General features: G+C 71.6%; 12 protein-coding genes and 2 pseudogenes. 6 read left to right on the top strand and 8 right to left on the bottom strand.

Annotation, left to right across the window (positions count from 1 at the left end; translation table 11 throughout):
* Positions 1-28: 28 nt before the first annotated feature.
* Positions 29-1,390 (bottom strand): glutamine synthetase family protein, encoded by a 1,362-nt coding sequence (locus WJ438_RS28985; RefSeq protein ID WP_406729843.1) that lies wholly within the window; start codon positions 1,388-1,390, stop codon positions 29-31.
* A gap of 372 nt (positions 1,391-1,762) precedes the next feature.
* Between WJ438_RS28985 and WJ438_RS28980 the strand changes: the two genes are divergently transcribed.
* Complete coding sequence (locus tag WJ438_RS28980) at positions 1,763-2,953, top strand: globin domain-containing protein (protein ID WP_406727827.1); 1,191 nt, start codon at positions 1,763-1,765, stop codon at positions 2,951-2,953.
* A gap of 66 nt (positions 2,954-3,019) precedes the next feature.
* Here the strand turns inward: WJ438_RS28980 and WJ438_RS28975 are convergent, their stop codons facing one another.
* Positions 3,020-3,463 (bottom strand): RrF2 family transcriptional regulator, encoded by a 444-nt coding sequence (locus tag WJ438_RS28975; protein WP_406727826.1) that lies wholly within the window; start codon positions 3,461-3,463, stop codon positions 3,020-3,022.
* A 195-nt stretch (positions 3,464-3,658) separates the two neighbouring features.
* On the opposite strand from WJ438_RS28975, the pseudogene WJ438_RS28970 reads away from it, so the two are divergent.
* Positions 3,659-5,451 (top strand): annotated as a pseudogene (locus WJ438_RS28970) (NAD+ synthase).
* Here the strand turns inward: WJ438_RS28970 and WJ438_RS28965 are convergent.
* The 4 genes from WJ438_RS28965 to WJ438_RS28950 all read right to left on the bottom strand — a co-directional run bounded on the left by WJ438_RS28965 (position 5,390) and on the right by WJ438_RS28950 (position 10,381).
* Positions 5,390-6,643: an MFS transporter gene (locus WJ438_RS28965; RefSeq protein WP_406727825.1), complete on the bottom strand. Its 1,254-nt coding sequence runs from the start codon at positions 6,641-6,643 to the stop codon at positions 5,390-5,392. The pseudogene WJ438_RS28970 and the gene WJ438_RS28965 overlap by 62 nt on opposite strands.
* Before the next feature lie 142 nt (positions 6,644-6,785).
* Positions 6,786-7,838 (bottom strand): endonuclease/exonuclease/phosphatase family protein, encoded by a 1,053-nt coding sequence (locus WJ438_RS28960; RefSeq protein WP_406727824.1) that lies wholly within the window; start codon positions 7,836-7,838, stop codon positions 6,786-6,788.
* Between the two features lie 223 nt (positions 7,839-8,061).
* Positions 8,062-8,703: a TetR/AcrR family transcriptional regulator gene (locus WJ438_RS28955; RefSeq protein ID WP_406727823.1), complete on the bottom strand. Its 642-nt coding sequence runs from the start codon at positions 8,701-8,703 to the stop codon at positions 8,062-8,064.
* 88 nt (positions 8,704-8,791) lie between these two features.
* Positions 8,792-10,381, bottom strand: a complete 1,590-nt coding sequence (locus WJ438_RS28950) for an MFS transporter (RefSeq protein WP_406727822.1) — start codon at positions 10,379-10,381, stop codon at positions 8,792-8,794.
* A gap of 192 nt (positions 10,382-10,573) precedes the next feature.
* On the opposite strand from WJ438_RS28950, the gene panB reads away from it, so the two are divergent.
* The 3 genes from panB (at position 10,574) to WJ438_RS28935 (ending at position 13,606) form a co-directional block, all read left to right on the top strand.
* Positions 10,574-11,449: a 3-methyl-2-oxobutanoate hydroxymethyltransferase gene (gene panB, locus WJ438_RS28945; protein WP_406727821.1), complete on the top strand. Its 876-nt coding sequence runs from the start codon at positions 10,574-10,576 to the stop codon at positions 11,447-11,449.
* A 268-nt stretch (positions 11,450-11,717) separates the two neighbouring features.
* Positions 11,718-12,743 (top strand): ATP-binding cassette domain-containing protein, encoded by a 1,026-nt coding sequence (locus WJ438_RS28940; protein ID WP_406727820.1) that lies wholly within the window; start codon positions 11,718-11,720, stop codon positions 12,741-12,743.
* Positions 12,740-13,606 carry an ABC transporter permease gene (locus tag WJ438_RS28935; protein ID WP_406727819.1) on the top strand — a complete coding sequence of 289 codons (867 nt, stop codon included), beginning with the start codon at positions 12,740-12,742 and terminating at the stop codon, positions 13,604-13,606. The genes WJ438_RS28940 and WJ438_RS28935 overlap by 4 nt, the downstream gene beginning before the upstream one ends.
* A gap of 528 nt (positions 13,607-14,134) precedes the next feature.
* Here WJ438_RS28935 and WJ438_RS28930 read toward each other — a convergent pair.
* Positions 14,135-15,600 (bottom strand): annotated as a pseudogene (locus WJ438_RS28930) (AfsR/SARP family transcriptional regulator); the annotation flags it as partial.
* A gap of 345 nt (positions 15,601-15,945) precedes the next feature.
* On the opposite strand from WJ438_RS28930, the gene WJ438_RS28925 reads away from it, so the two are divergent.
* The gene (locus tag WJ438_RS28925; RefSeq protein WP_406727818.1) at positions 15,946-16,746 is read left to right on the top strand and encodes a site-2 protease family protein; all 801 of its coding nucleotides are present in this window, start codon (positions 15,946-15,948) and stop codon (positions 16,744-16,746) included.
* Positions 16,747-16,781: 35 nt separating this feature from the next.
* On the opposite strand, the gene WJ438_RS28920 is transcribed toward WJ438_RS28925, so the two are convergent.
* Entirely contained in the window at positions 16,782-16,994 is a 213-nt protein-coding gene (locus tag WJ438_RS28920; protein ID WP_406727817.1) for a hypothetical protein, read from the bottom strand.
* Positions 16,995-17,050 lie beyond the last annotated feature (56 nt).

The following is a 17,050-nucleotide window of genomic DNA, read 5'->3' as shown; positions in this document are numbered from 1 at the left end:
TCCGCTCAGAAGCCGTGCTGACCTGCGCTTACAGCACCGGCAGGTTCTTGCGGAGTTCGAAGGCTGTGACCTCGGAGCGGTACTCCTCCCATTCCTGCTTCTTGTTGCGGAGGAAGAAGTCGAAGACGTGTTCGCCGAGGGTCTCGGCGACCAGGTCACTGCGTTCCATCAGGGTGAGGGACTCGCCGAGGTTCTGCGGGAGGGGTTCGATGCCGAGGGCGCGGCGTTCGGCGTCGGAGAGGGCCCAGACGTCGTCCTCGGCGCCGGGCGGGAGTTCGTAGCCCTCCTCCACGCCCTTCAGGCCGGCGGCCAGGAGAAGCGCGTAGGTCAGGTACGGGTTGGCGCCTGAGTCGATCGAGCGGACCTCGACGCGGGCCGAACCGGTCTTGCCGGGCTTGTACATGGGGACGCGCACCAGGGCCGAGCGGTTGTTGTGACCCCAGCAGATGTACGAGGGGGCCTCACCGCCGGCGCCGGCGGTGCGCTCGGAGCCGCCCCAGATGCGCTTGTAGGAGTTGACCCACTGGTTGGTGACCGCGGAGACCTCCGCCGCGTGCCGCAGCAGGCCCGCGATGAAGGAGCGGCCGACCTTGGAGAGCTGGTACTCCGCGCCCGACTCGTAGAAGGCGTTGCGGTCGCCCTCGAAGAGGGAGAGGTGCGTGTGCATACCGCTGCCCGGGTACTCCGAGAACGGCTTCGGCATGAACGTGGCCTGCACTCCCTGTTCCAGCGCCACCTGTTTCATGACCAGGCGGAACGTCATGATGTTGTCGGCCGTGGACAGCGCGTCCGCGTAGCGGAGGTCGATCTCCTGCTGGCCGGGGGCGCCTTCGTGGTGGGAGAACTCCACCGAGATGCCCATCGACTCCAGCATCGTGATGGCCTGGCGACGGAAGTCCTGGCCGACGTTCTGCGGCGTGTGGTCGAAGTAGCCGGAGTTGTCGGCGGGAGTCGGGCGGCTGCCGTCGAGCGGCTTGTCCTTCAGCAGGAAGAACTCGATCTCGGGGTGGGTGTAGAAGGTGAAGCCCATGTCGGAGGTGCGGGCCAGGGCGCGCTTGAGGACGTAGCGCGGGTCGGCGAAGGACGGGGAGCCGTCCGGCATGAGGATGTCGCAGAACATGCGGGCCGTGCCGGGGGCCTCGGCACGCCAGGGCAGGATCTGGAACGTCGACGGGTCCGGCTTGGCGATCATGTCGGACTCGTACACCCGGGCGAAGCCCTCGATCGCCGAGCCGTCGAAGCCGATGCCCTCGTCGAAGGCCTGCTCCAGCTCGGCCGGGGCCACGGCCACGGACTTCAGGAAGCCCAGCACGTCCGTGAACCACAGGCGCACGAACCGGATGTCGCGCTCCTCCAACGTCCGGAGCACGAACTCCTGCTGCTTGTCCATCTTCCGCTTCCCCATCCTCGCCATCGGACCGCCTGTTCTCTCCCGCGCCGGGTGGCCTCCTCGGGCTGCGGTCGGGCAGTCGGGCCATCCCACCACATCCGGGTTTCACGCATGTTGCCGACCTTGATCGTCCGGCAGCCCCGTGGTTCCTCGTGCCCGCTGTCCATCTTGCCCGTTCGGACCGGTATTCGTCACGGCGGTCGCCGCTCCGGCCCGCCGTCGACGCGGCTCCAAGAGCCGCTCCCGGCGACCTCTCCGGCGCGTCGCCCATTAGCAGGGCCCCCCGCCCGGCTCGACCCCACCCCCCTTTAATTGGTATTTCAGATGCAAGTTTTAATGGGTGGTGCAGGCAGTCGAGAACGAGGAGACCTGATGCTGTCCGAGCAGTCCGCCGCCACCGTCCGCGCCACGCTTCCCGCGGTCGGAGCTGCCCTCAGCGAGATAACCGAGCGCTTCTACGCCGGGATGTTCGCCGCCCGCCCCGAGCTGCTGCGTGACCTGTTCAACCGCGGCAACCAGGCCGCGGGCACCCAGCGCGAAGCCCTCGCCGGTTCCATCGCGGCCTTCGCCACGCATCTGCTGGAGCACCCCGACGACCGGCCCGACGCGATGCTGCAGCGCATCGCGCACAAGCACGCCTCGCTCGGCGTCACCCCGGACCAGTACGCCCTCGTCCACGAGCACCTGTTCGCCGCCATCGCGGAGGTCCTGGGCGAGGCCGTCACCCCCGAGGTCGCGGCCGCCTGGGAGGAGGTCTACTGGCTGATGGCGAACGCCCTCGTCGCCCTCGAGAAGCGGCTCTACGAGGAGCAGGGCGGGCCGAGCTGGCGTGCCTGGGAGGTCGTCGAGCGGGTCACCGAGACCGCCGACGTCGTCTCCTTCTGGCTGCGCCCGGTCGACGGGGGCCCGGTGCGGGACTTCCACCCGGGCCAGTACGTCTCCGTCCGCGTCGCCCTCGACGACGGCGCCCGGCAGATCCGCCAGTACAGCCTCTCGGGGGCGCCCGGTCCCGGCGAACGGCAGTTCAGCGTCAAGCGCGTGCACGACGAGGACGGAACGCCCGAGGGCGAGGTCTCCGGTCACCTCCACGCGCGCGTGCGGGTGGGCGACGTCCTGGAGCTGTCCGAGGCGTACGGCGATCTCGTCCTCGACGCCGAGCCCGGCACCCCCCTCCTGCTGGCCTCGGCGGGGATCGGGGTCACCCCGATGACCGCGATGCTGGCGCACCTCGCCGACAGCGGGCACGAGGCCCCGGTCACCGTCGTGCACGGCGACCGCTCCCCCGCCGACCACGCCCTGCGCGACGACCACGAGGGGTACGCGGCCAAGCTGGCGGACTCCGCCGTGCACTTCTGGTACGAGCGGGACGCCCCGGCCGGCACGTCCACCGGCTACGTCGACCTCACGGACGTACCGGTCGCGTCGGGCACGCGCGCGTACCTGTGCGGTCCGCTGCCGTTCATGCGGACGGTGCGGGAGCAGCTGATCGGCAAGGGCGTCGCGCCGGCCGACATCCACTACGAGGTGTTCGGACCGGACCTGTGGCTGGCCAAGCAGGGCTGAGCACATCCGAGGAGAGCTGACACGGCGTGCTGCCGGGTGGGCGGGGGGGCGTCCACCGGGGCGAGGTCAAGGCGTCCGGGAGATCTCCAGCAGGAGCGGGCCCGTCGGGCCCGTGGCGAGGTCCGCCACCGTGAGCGGGTCCAGCGAGGCGAAGAACGCCTCCTGGGCCCGCCGCAACGCGCCCCGCAGGCGGCACGCGGAACGGAGTGGACACGGTGCGAGGGCCGATGTGCCCTCGCAGTCGACGACGTCGTCCTCCCCCTCGAAGGCGCGGACCACGGCGCCCACCGAGGCCGTACGGCCCCGCTCCGTGAGGGCGAGGCCGCCGCCCCGGCCGCGCCGGGCCGTGAGCAGCTCCATGTGCTGGAGCTCGGCGACGACCTTCGCGGCATGGGTGTACGGCACGTCCACGGCCGCCGCGACCTCACGCGTCGTCGGGTGGGAGTCGCCTGCCACGACGAGGCGCATCAGGACCCGCAGGGCCAGGTCGGTGGAGCGCAGCAGCCTCATACCGGGCAGCGTAGGTAATGCGTATCCGGCATTCAAATTATCCGACAGAAGTTCCTGTGGAGTTTTCGGGCGGGGTTCCGCCGGCGCGTGTGCCACCGCGTGCGTCGCCGTGTCCGCCGCACGCCGGCGTGCGGCGAGGGGTGATCCACAGCCGCACCACCCCATCGCGTCGGTGTGACGATTAGACTGGGTCGCGTGCCTCAACTACGTCTCGCCCTGAATCAGATCGACTCGCGCGTCGGCGACCTCGCCGGCAACGCCGAAACGATCGTCCGCCGGACCCGGCACTCCGCCGAACAGGGAGCCCACCTCGTGGCGTTCCCGGAAATGGCGCTGACCGGGTATCCCGTCGAGGACCTCGCCCTGAGGTCGTCCTTCGTGGCGGCCTCCCGCGCGGCCCTGCGCTCCCTCGCCGTGCGGCTCGCCGACGAGGGGTTCGGGGAACTGCCCGTCCTCGTCGGCTACCTCGACCGCAGCGCCACCGTGCAGCCGAAGTACGGGCAGCCCGCCGGTGCGCCGCGCAACGCGGCGGCCGTGCTGTACGGCGGTGACGTCGTGCTGGGCTTCGCCAAGCACCACCTGCCCAACTACGGCGTCTTCGACGAGTTCCGGTACTTCGTGCCCGGCGAGACCCTGCCCGTACTGCGGCTGCACGGCGTGGACATCGCCTTCGCCATCTGCGAGGACCTGTGGCAGGACGGCGGCCGGGTACCGGCCGCCCGGTCGGCGGGGGTCGGGCTGCTCCTCTCGGTCAACGCCTCGCCGTACGAGCGGAACAAGGACGACACCCGGCTCGAGCTCGTGCGCAAGCGGGCCCGGGAGGCCGGGTGCACGACGGCCTATCTCGCGCTGACCGGCGGACAGGACGAACTCGTCTTCGACGGGGACTCGATCGTCGTCGACGGTGACGGCGAGGTCGTGGCGCGCGCACCGCAGTTCACCGAGGAGTGCCTGGTGCTGGACCTCGACCTGCCGGAGGCCGTCGCCGACGCGCCCGCCGCCGGCGAGATCGTCGACGACGGGCTGCGGATCGACCGCGTCGTCCTGTCCGAGGCCCCGCTGCCCGCCTATCCGGTGGAACGGAAGGGGACGCACGCGGATTTGTCCGACGACGACGAAGAGGTGTACTCCGCGCTGGTCGTGGGCCTTCGGGCGTACGTCGAGAAGAACGGGTTCGCGTCCGTGCTGATCGGGCTGTCCGGGGGCATCGACTCGGCGCTCGTCGCCGCGATCGCCTGCGACGCGGTGGGCGCGGAGCACGTGTACGGCGTCTCGATGCCGTCCAGGTACTCCTCCGGCCACTCCAAGGACGACGCGGCGGAGTTGGCGCGGCGGACCGGGCTGAACTACCGGACCGTCGCCATCGAGCCGATGTTCGACGCTTACATGGGGGTGCTGGGGCTGTCCGGGCTGGCGGAGGAGAACCTGCAGTCCAGGTTGCGCGGGACGCTGCTCATGGCGCTCTCCAACCAGGAGGGCCACATCGTGCTGGCGCCGGGCAACAAGTCGGAGCTGGCTGTCGGTTACTCGACGCTGTACGGGGACTCGGTGGGGGCGTACGGGCCCATCAAGGACGTGTACAAGACGTCGGTGTTCCGGCTCGCGGAATGGCGGAACCGGGCGGCGCGGGAGCGGGGGAGACGCCGCCGATTCCGGAGAACTCGATCACGAAGCCGCCGAGTGCGGAGCTGCGGCCGGGGCAGGTCGACACGGATTCGCTGCCGGACTACCCGGTGCTCGACGCGATCCTCGAGCTGTACGTCGACCGGGACCGGGGGGCGGACGAGATCGTCGCGGCCGGGTTCGACGCGGAGTTGGTGACGAAGACGCTGCGGATGGTCGACCGGGCCGAGTACAAGCGGCGGCAGTACCCGCCGGGGACGAAGATCTCCCCGAAGGGGTTCGGCAAGGACCGTCGGCTGCCGATCACGAGCGGGTGGCGGGAGCAGGAGCCGGGGACTGCGCCCGCTGGGGTACGTGGCCGGTGACGACGCGGTCCCGGTTCGGGGACGGGGCCGCGGTGGGGGGTGACGCCCTGCGGTCCACCCTGTGGGCCACCGCGGCCACGCCGATGCCGAAGGCGGCCAGGAGGGCGCCCGCGAGGGCCGGGGACGTCGTCCCGAAGCCGGCCGCGAGGGTCAGGCCGCCGATCCAGGCACCTCCGGCGTTGCCCAGGTTGAAGGCCGCCTGGTTGGCGGACGAGGCCAGGGAGGGGGCCGCCGCCGCCTTCTCCATGACCATCAGCTGGAGCGGGGAGCCGGTGGCGAAGGCGGCCGTGCCGAGGAGTGTCACGGCCACGGCGGCGCCGGCCTCGGTGCGCATCAGCAGGGGGAAGAGCGTCAGGATCGCCGTCAGCGCGGCCAGGCCGCCGAAGAGGGTGGCACGCAGGGAGTGGTCGGCCAGCCGGCCGCCCAGCAGGTTGCCGGCCGTCGCGCCGACGCCGAACAGGGCGAGCAGCAGCGTCACGCTCCTGTCGGCGTAACCGGCGGAGTCCGTCAGCATCGGCGTGATGTAGCTGTACGCCGCGAAGAGCCCGCCGAAGCCCGCCACCGTGGTGCCGAGGGCCAGCCAGACGGGAAGGGAGCGCAGGGTGGCCAGTTCGCCGCGCAGACCGGTCCGGGGGGTGGCGGGGGTGCGGTCCGCCGGGATCAGCAGGGCCAGGGCGGCTACGGCCGCCAGGCCGATCACGCCGACGCCGAGGAAGGTCACCCGCCAGCCGAAGTGCTGGCCCATGAAGGTGGCCGCGGGGACACCGACCATGTTCGCCGTCGTCAGGCCCAGGAACATCAGGGAGACCGAGCGGGCCTTGCGGTCGGGGGTCACCATGTCGGCGGCGACCACCGCTCCCACGCCGAAGAAGGCACCGTGCGGGAGACCGCTGAGGAAGCGCGCGGCCAGTAGCCAGTTGTGGTCGGGGGCGAGCGCCGAGAGCGCGTTGCCCGCGACGAAGAGGGCCATCAAGGCGATCAGCAGCGTGCGGCGGGACGTCCTCGCCGTCGCGGCGGCGAGCAGCGGGGCACCGATGACCACGCCGAGGGCGTAGGCGGAGACCAGGTGGCCGGCGCTGGGAATGGAGATGTCCAGGTCGTCCGCGACGTCCGGGAGCAATCCCATGATCACGAACTCGGTGGTACCGATGCCGAAGGCGCCCACGGCCAGGGCGAGCAGGGCCAGGGGCATGAAGGGGACCTTTCGAGGCGTGGTTCCGCGCTGTTCCGCACGTTTATATGTTTAAGCGCGAAACAAAGTCTCTCAGGTCCGGTGTTCCGCTGATCGACGCGTGGGTTGCCGACGGCCGTACAGACGGGGTCGACCTGGGGTTTCAGCCGCCCGGTGTGGCGAGCTTCACGCGGGCCGCGATCGGGAGGTGGTCGCTCGCCGTCCTCGGGAGCGACCACGAGCTCTCCGGTTCCGCGCCCTTGACCATGATCTGGTCGATCCGCGCCATGGGGAACGCCGCCGGCCAGCTGAAGCCGAACCCGTCGCCCGCGGCGCCCTGGGTGGAACGCATCTGGGAGGTGACGGCGTTCAGTGCCCGGTCGTTCATCGTGCCGTTCAGGTCGCCGAGCAGGACGACGTTCTCCAAAGGCTCCCTGGCGATGGCGGAGCCCAGTGCGTCGGCGCTCTTGTCCCGCTGACGTGCGGTGAAGCCGGCCTCCAACTTCACGCGCACCGAGGGGAGATGGGCGACGTACACCGCGACCTGCGCTTCGGGCGCCGTCACCGTGGCCCGCATCGCGCGCTTCCAGCCCAGGCGGATGTCGACGGCCGCCACGTCGCTCAGCGGGTACTTGCTCCACAACCCGACCGTGCCGACCACCGCGTGGTACCGGTACGTCGGCGCCAGGGCCCTCCGGTACGTCGGGACCGCGGACGCCTTCAGCTCCTCCAGCGCCAGGACGTCCGCCCCCGAGGCGGCAACGTCGCGGGCGGTGCCGGCCGGGTCCGGGTTCCCGGCGTTGACGTTGTGCGTGGCCACCGTGAGGTCGCCGCCGGGGCCGGTCCGGTCGGTGAGCAGACCGCCGAAGAGGTTCAGCCAGACGACCGCGGGCAGCAGCACCGCGATGAGGGCGGTGGCGGACCTGCGGACCAGGGCCATCAGGAGGAGGCCCGGGACGGCCAGCCCCAGCCAGGGCAGGAACGTCTCGATCAGACTGCCCAGGTTGCCGATCGCGTTGGGGATGTGGGCGTGGGCCAGCATGACCAGGGCGAGCAGGACCGCGCACACGGCCAGGACCACGCCCCGGCGCCAGATGCGGCGGTCCCCGCGCCAGCCCCGGGTCAGACGGTCCCACAGGCGTCGAAACCCGGGGGTCCGGCGCCCGGGCCCCGAGCCTCCGTCGTCCGTCTCCGTCATGTACGCCTGCTGCGCCATACCGTTGCCTCACACCTTGCCGTGCACACCGTCGCCCCCGTGTGCGTAAGACCCTAGGGGATGACCGGCGCCTTTCCCGCCGTCCGTCGACGGCCGTACGGAGGCGAGGACGAGCGGGACCGCTCCGGGAGTTCCGGGCGGGATCATGGAAAGCGCGCTCTGTGACGAAACGCGCACGTCGAGGCGGCCGTGACAGGTCGTGGTGGCAGGTCCTGGTGGGAGGTCAGGCCTTGTTGACGGGGCGTAGGCCCTGGAGCAGGGTGTCGACGACCTGTTCGGCGAGGCCGTCCGGCAGTCCGGCGTCGGGGCGCAGGAGGGTGCGTACGAGCAGGGGGCCGACGACGATGTCGTTCAGCAGTTCGAGGTCGACGTCGGCGCGGAGTTCGCCGTTCTCCCGGCCGCGGCGCAGCACCTCCAGGCCGAGCCGGCGGCGCGGCAGGATGACGGTGTTGTGGTAGGTGGTCCAGATCTTCGGGCTGCTCTTCATCTGGGTGTGCACGTTGTGCAGGATCACCGAGGCCCTGCTGGCGAGGCCGCGCAGGCGCAGGGACTCCAGCAGGACGACGAGGTCGTCGCGCATGGAGGTGCCGGGAAGTTCGGGGTCGACGGGTTCGGCGGCACGCAGGACGTCGACGAAGAGTTCCTCCTTGCCGCTCCAGCGGCGGTAGATGGTGGCCTTGCCGACGCCGGCGGTGCGGGCGATCCGCTCGATGGACAGCTCCGCGAGGGGCACACCCTCCTCCAGGAGCTTCATCGCACCCTCGATGATGGCGCGTTCGACCGCCTCGCTGCGGGGGCGGCCCCGCGCGGGCCCGTCCGGCCGGGGATCGGTGTCTGTACCGGTGCCGGTATCGGCGAGGCTCACGTGCTGCGTCCTTTCCGGGGGCTGGGGACGATCGGCTGGGACGATTCTCCCCGGTGTCCGGCGGGCCGGCCCACCACCCATTCGGTTGTCAGTCCCCCGTCGACACCAACTCCTCTTCCCTCTCGTCCCCTTCGGGCGCCGGTGTCCGGCCGGGCAGGAACAGGGCGACGACGATCGCGCCGATCACCGCGACACCCGCTCCCCACAGCGCCGTGACGTGCATGGCGTGCAGGAACGCGTCGTTCGCCGGGCCGACCAGGGCGTCACCGCGCGGGCCGAGCCGGGTCGCGACGCCCAGGGTGGCCTCGATGGACTCGCCGGCGGCGTGCCGGACACCGGGCGGCAGCAGGACCAGCTCGTCCTCGATGTGCGTGCGGTACGCGGTGGACAGCACCGAGCCGAGGACGGCGATGCCGAGGGCGCCGCCGACCTGGCGAAAGGTGTTGCTGAGCGCGGAGGCCGAACCCGCCTTCTCCCGCGGCAGGGTCTGCATGATCACGACGCTGACCGGCGTCATGATGTTCGCCATGGCGGCACCCATCAGGAAGAAGATCACCTCGAGGATCCAGATCGGCGTGTCCCCGTCCAGCAGTCCGAACCCGGCCAGCGTCGCCGCGAGGAGCAGCATGCCGCCGGTGGTCGTCGCCCTGTTGCCGAAGCGGTCCACCAGCAGCCGGGCCCGCGGCGCGAAGATCATCTGTGCGGCGGCCAGCGGCAGCATCAGCAGACCGGTCTCCAGCGGCGTGTACCCGCGCACGCTCTGCGTGTAGAACACCGCGAAGAACATCACGCCCAACAGCGCGAAGAAGACCAGCGCGATCGCGACGATCGCGGCCGAGAAGACCTTGTTCCCGAAGTACGCCATGTCGATGGACGGGTGCGTGCTGCGCTTCTCGAACACCACGAACGCGGCGAGCACGGCGAGGCCGGCGCCGACGGTCGCCAGCACGGTGGCGTCGGTGAAGTCGGCGAGCTGGCCGCCCTTGATGATGCCGTAGACCAGCAGGACCAGACCGACCACGGACAGGGAGACGCCGACGGGGTCGATCCGGCCGGGGTCCGGGTCGCGGGAGTCCGGCACCAGCCACAGCATCAGGGCGAGGGCGGTCAGCACGATCGGCACGTTGACGAGGAAGACCGAGCCCCACCAGAAGTGGTCCAGGAGCAGTCCCCCGGTGACCGGGCCGATGGCGATGGCGAGGCCCACCCCGCCGGCCCAGATGCCGATGGCTTTCGGCTGCTCCTCGCGTTCGAAGATGTTCATCAGCACGGCCAGCGTCGCCGGCATCACGAACGCGGCACCCAGTCCCATCACCGCGCGGAAGCCGATCAGCTCCGCCGGGGTGCCGGAGAACGCGGCGAGCGCCGAGCCGAGGCCGAACACCACGAGACCCCCGAGCAGCACTTTCTTGCGGCCGAGCCGATCGCCGAGCAGGCCCGCTGTGAACAGCAGGCCCGCGAAGACGAGCGTGTAGGCGTTGATTGCCCACTCCAGCTCGCTCTGCGTGGCGCCCAGGCCGGTGGGGGCGGGTGTGGAGATCGTCTTGAGGGCGACGTTCAGGATCGAGTTGTCCAGTACGACGATCAGCAGGCTCAGGATGAGCACGCCGAGGATCACCCAGCGGCGCCGGTGCACGTGTTCCGGTATCCGGCGGGCCGGGGCGGCGGGAGAAGTCATACGGCCACCGTAGGGCGGTTTCGATACGAGACGGTCTCGTATCGAAACCCTTTTGCCGAGACCTTGCCGGGGCATTGCCCGGCGGAACTCGCCGGCCCTCCCCTAGGCACCGGCCCGCTCGAAGTGCCACCATGGAAGCGATCCGGGGACGCCGTCAGGGCGCCTCGAGATGACGTGTTAGGAGCCGTTGCAATGACGCAGCTTTCGGCTGCCCCGACTGGCAGGTCAGTCCCCTCCGACGGCAGCAAGGCGCTGTACGGGGGCAAGGGCACGCGCCGTATCACCGTCCGCGACATCGCCACCGCCAAGGAACGCGGCGAGAAGTGGCCCATGCTCACCGCCTACGACGCGATGACCGCGTCCGTCTTCGACAAGGCCGGCATCCCGGTCATACTCGTCGGCGACTCCGCGGGCAACTGCCACCTCGGGTACGAGACCACCGTGCCCGTCACCCTCGACGAGATGACCATGCTGTCCGCCGCCGTGGTCCGCGGCACCGGCCGCGCCCTGATCGTCGCCGACCTGCCCTTCGGCTCGTACCAGGAGGGGCCGGTGCAGGCGCTGCGCTCGGCGACCCGGCTGGTGAAGGAGGCCGGCGTCGGCGCCGTCAAGCTGGAGGGCGGTGAGCGCTCGCACCGGCAGATCGAGCTGCTGGTCGAGTCCGGCATCCCGGTGATGGCGCACATCGGCCTGACCCCGCAGTCCGTGAACGCCATGGGCTACCGCGTCCAGGGGCGCGGCGAGGAGGCCGCGCAGCAGCTGCTGCGGGACGCCAAGGCCGTGCAGGACGCGGGCGCCTTCGCCGTCGTGCTGGAACTGGTGCCGGCGGAGCTGGCCGCCGAGGTGACCCGGACCCTGCACATCCCCACCGTCGGGATCGGCGCGGGGGCCGGGACCGACGCGCAGGTGCTGGTGTGGACCGACATGCTCGGGCTGACCGGCGGCCGGGTGCCGAAGTTCGTGAAGCAGTACGCGAACCTGCGTGAGGTCATGGGCGGCGCGGCGAAGGCCTTCGCCGAGGACGTCGTCGGCGGAACGTTCCCGCAGGAGGAGCACTCCGTCCACTGAGCGCTGCCGCTGAGCCAACGCCGCACACTGACGGGCCCGCCGATCTTCCCCCAATCGGCGGGCCCGTCCCCCGTGAGGGCCGGCGTTTCTGGGGGCTGCGCCCCCAGACCCCCCGTCGGCCTGGACGGCCTCGTCCTCAATCTCCCCCAAGCTCTACGAGCAGGGGGTACCCCCAGGCGGGCTGTTGGTGTCGGCCGTGCCTACAGGCTGTCCCGCCCTGTCGGAAGGCTGTCGGGGGTTTGTCAGTGGGGGATGACACCCTCGGGGCATGACGCGAAACGACAACGACTCCGGTGGCGCGGGCAGCGCCGTCACCGTGCGGGGACTGGTCAAGCACTACGGCGAGACCAAGGCGCTGGACGGTGTCGACCTGGAGGTGCGCGAGGGCACCGTGAGGGGGGTGCTCGGACCGAACGGGGCCGGCAAGACCACCCTCGTACGGATCCTGTCCACCTTGCTCGCCCCGACCGCCGGCCGGGCTACCGTCGCCGGTTACGACGTGGTCCGCCAGCCCCGGCAGCTGCGCCGGGTGATCGGGCTGACCGGGCAGTACGCCTCCGTGGACGAGAAGCTCTCCGGCTGGGAGAACCTGTACATGATCGGCCGGCTGCTCGACCTGCCCCGCAAGGAGTCCCGCACCCGCGCCGACGGGATGCTGGAGCGGTTCTCGCTCACCGAGGCGGCCCGGCGTCCGGCCGCCACCTACTCCGGCGGTATGCGACGCCGGCTGGACCTGGCCGCCTCGATGATCGGCCGGCCGGCCGTACTGTTCCTGGACGAGCCGACCACCGGACTGGACCCACGCACCCGCAACGAGGTGTGGGTCGAGGTCAAGCGGCTGGTCGGGGACGGCGTGACCGTGCTGCTGACCACCCAGTACATGGAGGAGGCCGAGCAGCTCGCCTCCGAACTGACCGTCGTGGACCGCGGGAAGGTCATCGCCAGCGGCGGCATCGAGGAGCTGAAGGCCAGGGTCGGCGGACGTACCCTGCGGATCCGTCCGGCCGATCCGCTCCAGCTGCGCCCGCTCGCCGCCGCCCTCGACGGCCTGGGCGTCACCGGGCTCGCGACCGTGACCGTGGACACCGAGCGGGGTGCCGTGCTGGTCCCGATCCTCAGCGACGAGCAGCTGACCGCGGTGGTCGGCGCCGTCACCGCGCACGACCTCACCCTCGCCTCCATCACCACCGAACTGCCCAGCCTGGACGAGGTGTTCCTGTCGCTCACCGGCCACCGTGCCAGTGCCCCGCAGGACGCCGGCCCCGCCGAGACCCACGAGGAGACCGCCGCATGAGCTCCGCGACGACCGTGACCACCCCCGGCGGCGCGCACGACGCGCCCGGAGCGCCCGAGGTGGCCCCCGTGACCAGCGCGGACGGCCGTATCCCGCTCCGTTCCCATCTGCGCCACACCGGCGCGCTGGTCCGCCGCAACCTGCTGTGGATCCGGCAGGACCCGGAGTCCATGTTCGACGCCGTGCTGTTCCCGATCGTCTTCACCCTGCTGTTCGTGTACGTCTTCGGCGGCTCGATCGGGCAGGCGCTGGGCGGCGGGCAGGAGGCGTACGTCCAGTACATCGTGCCCGGCCTGATGGCCATGATGGGCATGAACATGGCTATGGGGGTGGGCACCGGCTTCAACCAGGACTTCAACACGGGTGTCATGGACCGCTTCCGGTCGCTGCCCATCGGTCGTGGCTCGGTGCTGTTCGCCAAGATCGCGGTCGAGATCCTGCGGATGCTGATCGCCACCACGATCCTCATGGTCGTCGGTGTCCTGGTCGGCTTCGACATCACCCGCTGGCCGGGACTGTTCGCCGCCGTGGGGCTGTCCGTGGTGTTCGGCTCCGCCCTCATGTGGATCTTCATCACGCTGGGCGTGGCGATGAAGAACGCGCAGTCGGTGCAGGCGATGGGCTTCCTGGTGCTGATGCCGCTGCAGTTCGGTTCGTCGATCTTCGCGCCGACCCAGTCGATGCCGGGCTGGCTGCAGAACTTCACCGAGTACAACCCGCTGTCCTCGCTGGCGGACGCCGCGCGCGGGCTGATGGTGGGCGGCCCGGTCGCGCACGACCTGTGGATGACGCTGGCCTGGTCGGTGGGGATCACCGCGGTGATGGCACCGGTGGCGATCCACAAGTTCCGCACCAAGAGCTGACCTCCGGCCCCACCCGACCCGGCGGGCATCCCACCGGGCCGGGCCGCCGACCGGACAGGGCAGCCCCGCCATGCCGAGTGAGCCGCCGGGCCCGGTGGCGCGCCGGGCCCGGCGGCGCGTGCCGGGAAGCGCACCGGGCCAGGCGCCCGGCGTGCCGGGTGCCGTACCCGCGCCGGGCCCGCGCAACCCACCGGGCCAAGTGGCGCACCGTACCGGGCGGTACACCCCGCCGTACCGGGAACCACGCGGGATCAGACCAGCGTGGCGGCCTTCTCCGGGGAGAGGAGGTGCCCTCGGTGTACGCGGTCTCGTAGGCCGGATCGCCGAGGACGGCCCGGGCTCGCCGTTCGGCCAGGACGCGCACCTCGCGCTCCATGCGGGCGGCGACATGGCCGGGGGCAGCGAGGCGTCGGCGGCACCGAGGCAACGGGCCGCGTCCCGGGCGCGCCGCCCGGGACGCGGCCAGTGCCGTGGCGCCCATGGTCAGATACGCCGCGCGCATGTGGGAGGCGATGGCCACGGTCAGTCGTCCAGCTCCGTTTCCATCTGCGCCGTATGGGCCAGATGCACGCCGCGCCGGGCCTCGGCGAGCACCTCGTCGGTCATCGGCGGCGGGGCGTCGGTGCAGCGCTGCCACAACGCGGTGGCGAGGCGCACCGGTTCGGCGAACGGGTCCGGGCCGAGCGCCATGACCTCACGGCACCGGTTGCGGGACTCGATCCGCTGGTCGCGCATCTGCCAGTACCAGATCAGCGACAGCGTCAGGCACAGCGCCTCGTGCTCGTCGCGTGCGGCGACGGCGTGGCGCAGCGCGTGCGCAGGTTCTCGTACTCGCGCTCCAGCCGTTGAACGGCTTCGAGTTGCTCCGGTCCACGCAGCAACGGGTCGGTGGTGCGGGCGAGTTCGCGGTAGTACGTCCGATGTGCGCGCTCGGCGTCGGCCCGCTGTCCGGCCTCGTCGAGTCGTTCGGCCGCGTACTCGGCGACCGTCTCCAGCAGCCGGTAGCGCATCCCGACGTCACCCGAAGGGGCCGCCACCACCAGGGACTTGTCCACGAGCGAGCCGAGCGCGTGCAGGACGGCGGGCCCGCACACCGCCTCGGCGGCGGCGAGGTCGCAGCCGTCGGCGAAGACGGACAGTCGCCGCAGGACGTCCCGTTCGTCCGCGTCGAGCAGATCCCAGGACCAGTCGACGACGGCCCGCAGGGTCTGCTGGCGGTGCCGCACGGTGCGGCTGCCGGAGGTGAGCAGCCGGAAGCGGTCGTCGAGGCGGTCGGCGATCTGGCGCGGGGCCGGCATCCGCAGCCGGGCGGCGGCGAGTTCGATGGCGAGGGGCAGACCGTCGAGCCGTCGGCAGATCTCCGCGCACGCCGCCGGATCGTCGTCGACGCGGAAGCCGGGGCGGGCGGCGGCCCCGCGGTCGGCGAGCAGCCGCAGCGCGACCGGCTCCGGCAGCGGTTCCACCGGTCGCAGCAACTCCCCCGGTACCCCCAGGGGTTCGCGGCCGGTGCCTCGGCGGTACGGTCCGCGTCGCGCAGGGCGCGCAGCCGCAGCGCCTGCAGGGGTTCGTCGAGCGGATGGCTGTCGCACAGGGCGGTCAGCTCGGGCAGGGACTGTGCGGCCCGGCCGAGGGCCAGGGCCGCGCCGTGCCGGGCGCGCAGGACGTCCAGGCGCCGGGTGTCGACCCTGGCCGCCTCGGCGGTGCGGTCGGGCAGATCGGGGAGGGCGGGACCACGCCACAGGGCGAGGGCGTCGTCCAGCACGGCGCCCGCCCTGACCGGGATCCCCGTCGGACAGCGCGCGCAGGCCCTCTGCGGCCAGCCGCTCGAAACGGTGCAGGTCGATGGCGTCGGACGCGGCCGTGAGCCGGTAGCCGCCGTCGCCGGAGGCCACCGCGTCCGCACCGAGCGCCCGGCGCAGCCGCCCCACCAGGGCTTGCAACGCCCCCGTCGCGTCGGCGGGCGGGGCGCCGTCCCACACCTCGTCGACGAGCAGCCGCACCGGCACCGTACGGCCGGCCCGCAGCGCGAGCACGGTCAGCAGCGCACGCAGCCGCGCCCCGCCGACCGGGACGGCGGTGCCGTCGGGGCGGAGTGCCTGTGTGGTGCCGAGGATGCGATAGCGCACGGGGCCCATTGTCTCCGGTGGTCCGGGGGCGGTAGCAGGTCGGGGGCGGGTGAGGGCGGGGAGCCGGTCGGGGCGGGGCGGACCGGGGCGCCCCCGCCCCGCCCTCTCCGGAACCGGTGGCCGACGCGAGACGTTTTCCCGGTGCGCCCGGTACGGTCGGGCAGTCCGCCCCCGCGTGCCGCCATGCGCCCGACAGACAGTCCAGGGAGCCCCATGACCACCGCCGCCATCCGCCGCAGCGACCGGAGGATCAGCCCCGTGTTCCTGGGCATCCTGACCGTCACGGCGGTCACGGGATGGGCCACCTGGACCGGGTTCGCGGAGCAGCCCGGCATCGCCGTGTTCCTGTTCGTGACCGCCGCCTGGATCGTCTCGCTGTGCCTGCACGAGTACGCGCACGCGCGCACCGCGTTGCACAGCGGTGACATCTCGATCGGAGCCAAGGGCTACCTGACGCTGAACCCGCTGAAGTACACGCACGCCCTGCTGAGCATCGTGCTCCCCGTGCTGTTCGTGATCATGGGCGGTATCGGTCTGCCGGGCGGGGCGGTGTTCATCGAGCGTGGCCGGATCCGGGGGCGCTGGCGGCACAGTCTGATCTCGGCGGCGGGTCCCCTGACGAACGTCCTGTTCGCGGTGGTGTGCACGGCACCGTTCTGGCTGGACGCGCTGGACGGCGTACCGGTCCACTTCCGGTTCGCGCTGGCGTTCCTCGCGCTGCTCCAGGTGACGGCCGCGATCCTGAACTTCCTGCCGGTGCCGGGGCTGGACGGCTACGGCGTGCTCGAGCCGTGGCTGTCGCACGGGTTCCGGCGACAGGTGGAGCCGTTCGCGCCGTTCGGTCTGCTGTTCGTCTTCGCGCTGCTGTGGCTGCCCGCCGTGAACGGTGTGTTCTTCGACGCGGTCGACTCGATCCTGTCGGCCCTGGGCATCCACGAGATCGAGACGTACTGCGGCCTGGAGCTGTTCCGCTTCTGGCAGGGCTCGAACGGACTCTGCGCGGTCGGCGCGTGACGCAGCCGGCCGTCAGCCGGTGACGGAGCCAGCCGTCAGCACGTGGCGGAGTGGTCCGTCTGGGCGTCCTGTGCCGCCCGCCTCTTCTCCACCTGGGCGCGTCGCACGTAGTACCAGGTCATGTTGGACGACAGGCCCGCGAGCAGGATCCAGACGACGCCCAGCCAGCTGCCCCGGGAGAAGGACACGACGGCCGCGGCGACGGCGAGGAGGCAGACGGTGAGGGCGTAGAGAGCGAGGCGGGGCATGGCGGCTGGGCTCCTGTCGGGGGACACTGCTTCGTCGACCAGTGTCCCCCATCGGG

The sequence above is a fragment of the Streptomyces sp. GD-15H genome, assembly GCF_045291515.1.
Lineage (GTDB): Bacteria > Actinomycetota > Actinomycetes > Streptomycetales > Streptomycetaceae > Streptomyces.
Note: the sequence above shows the minus strand (reverse complement) of the source record. Positions and strands in the feature narration are given on the sequence as shown.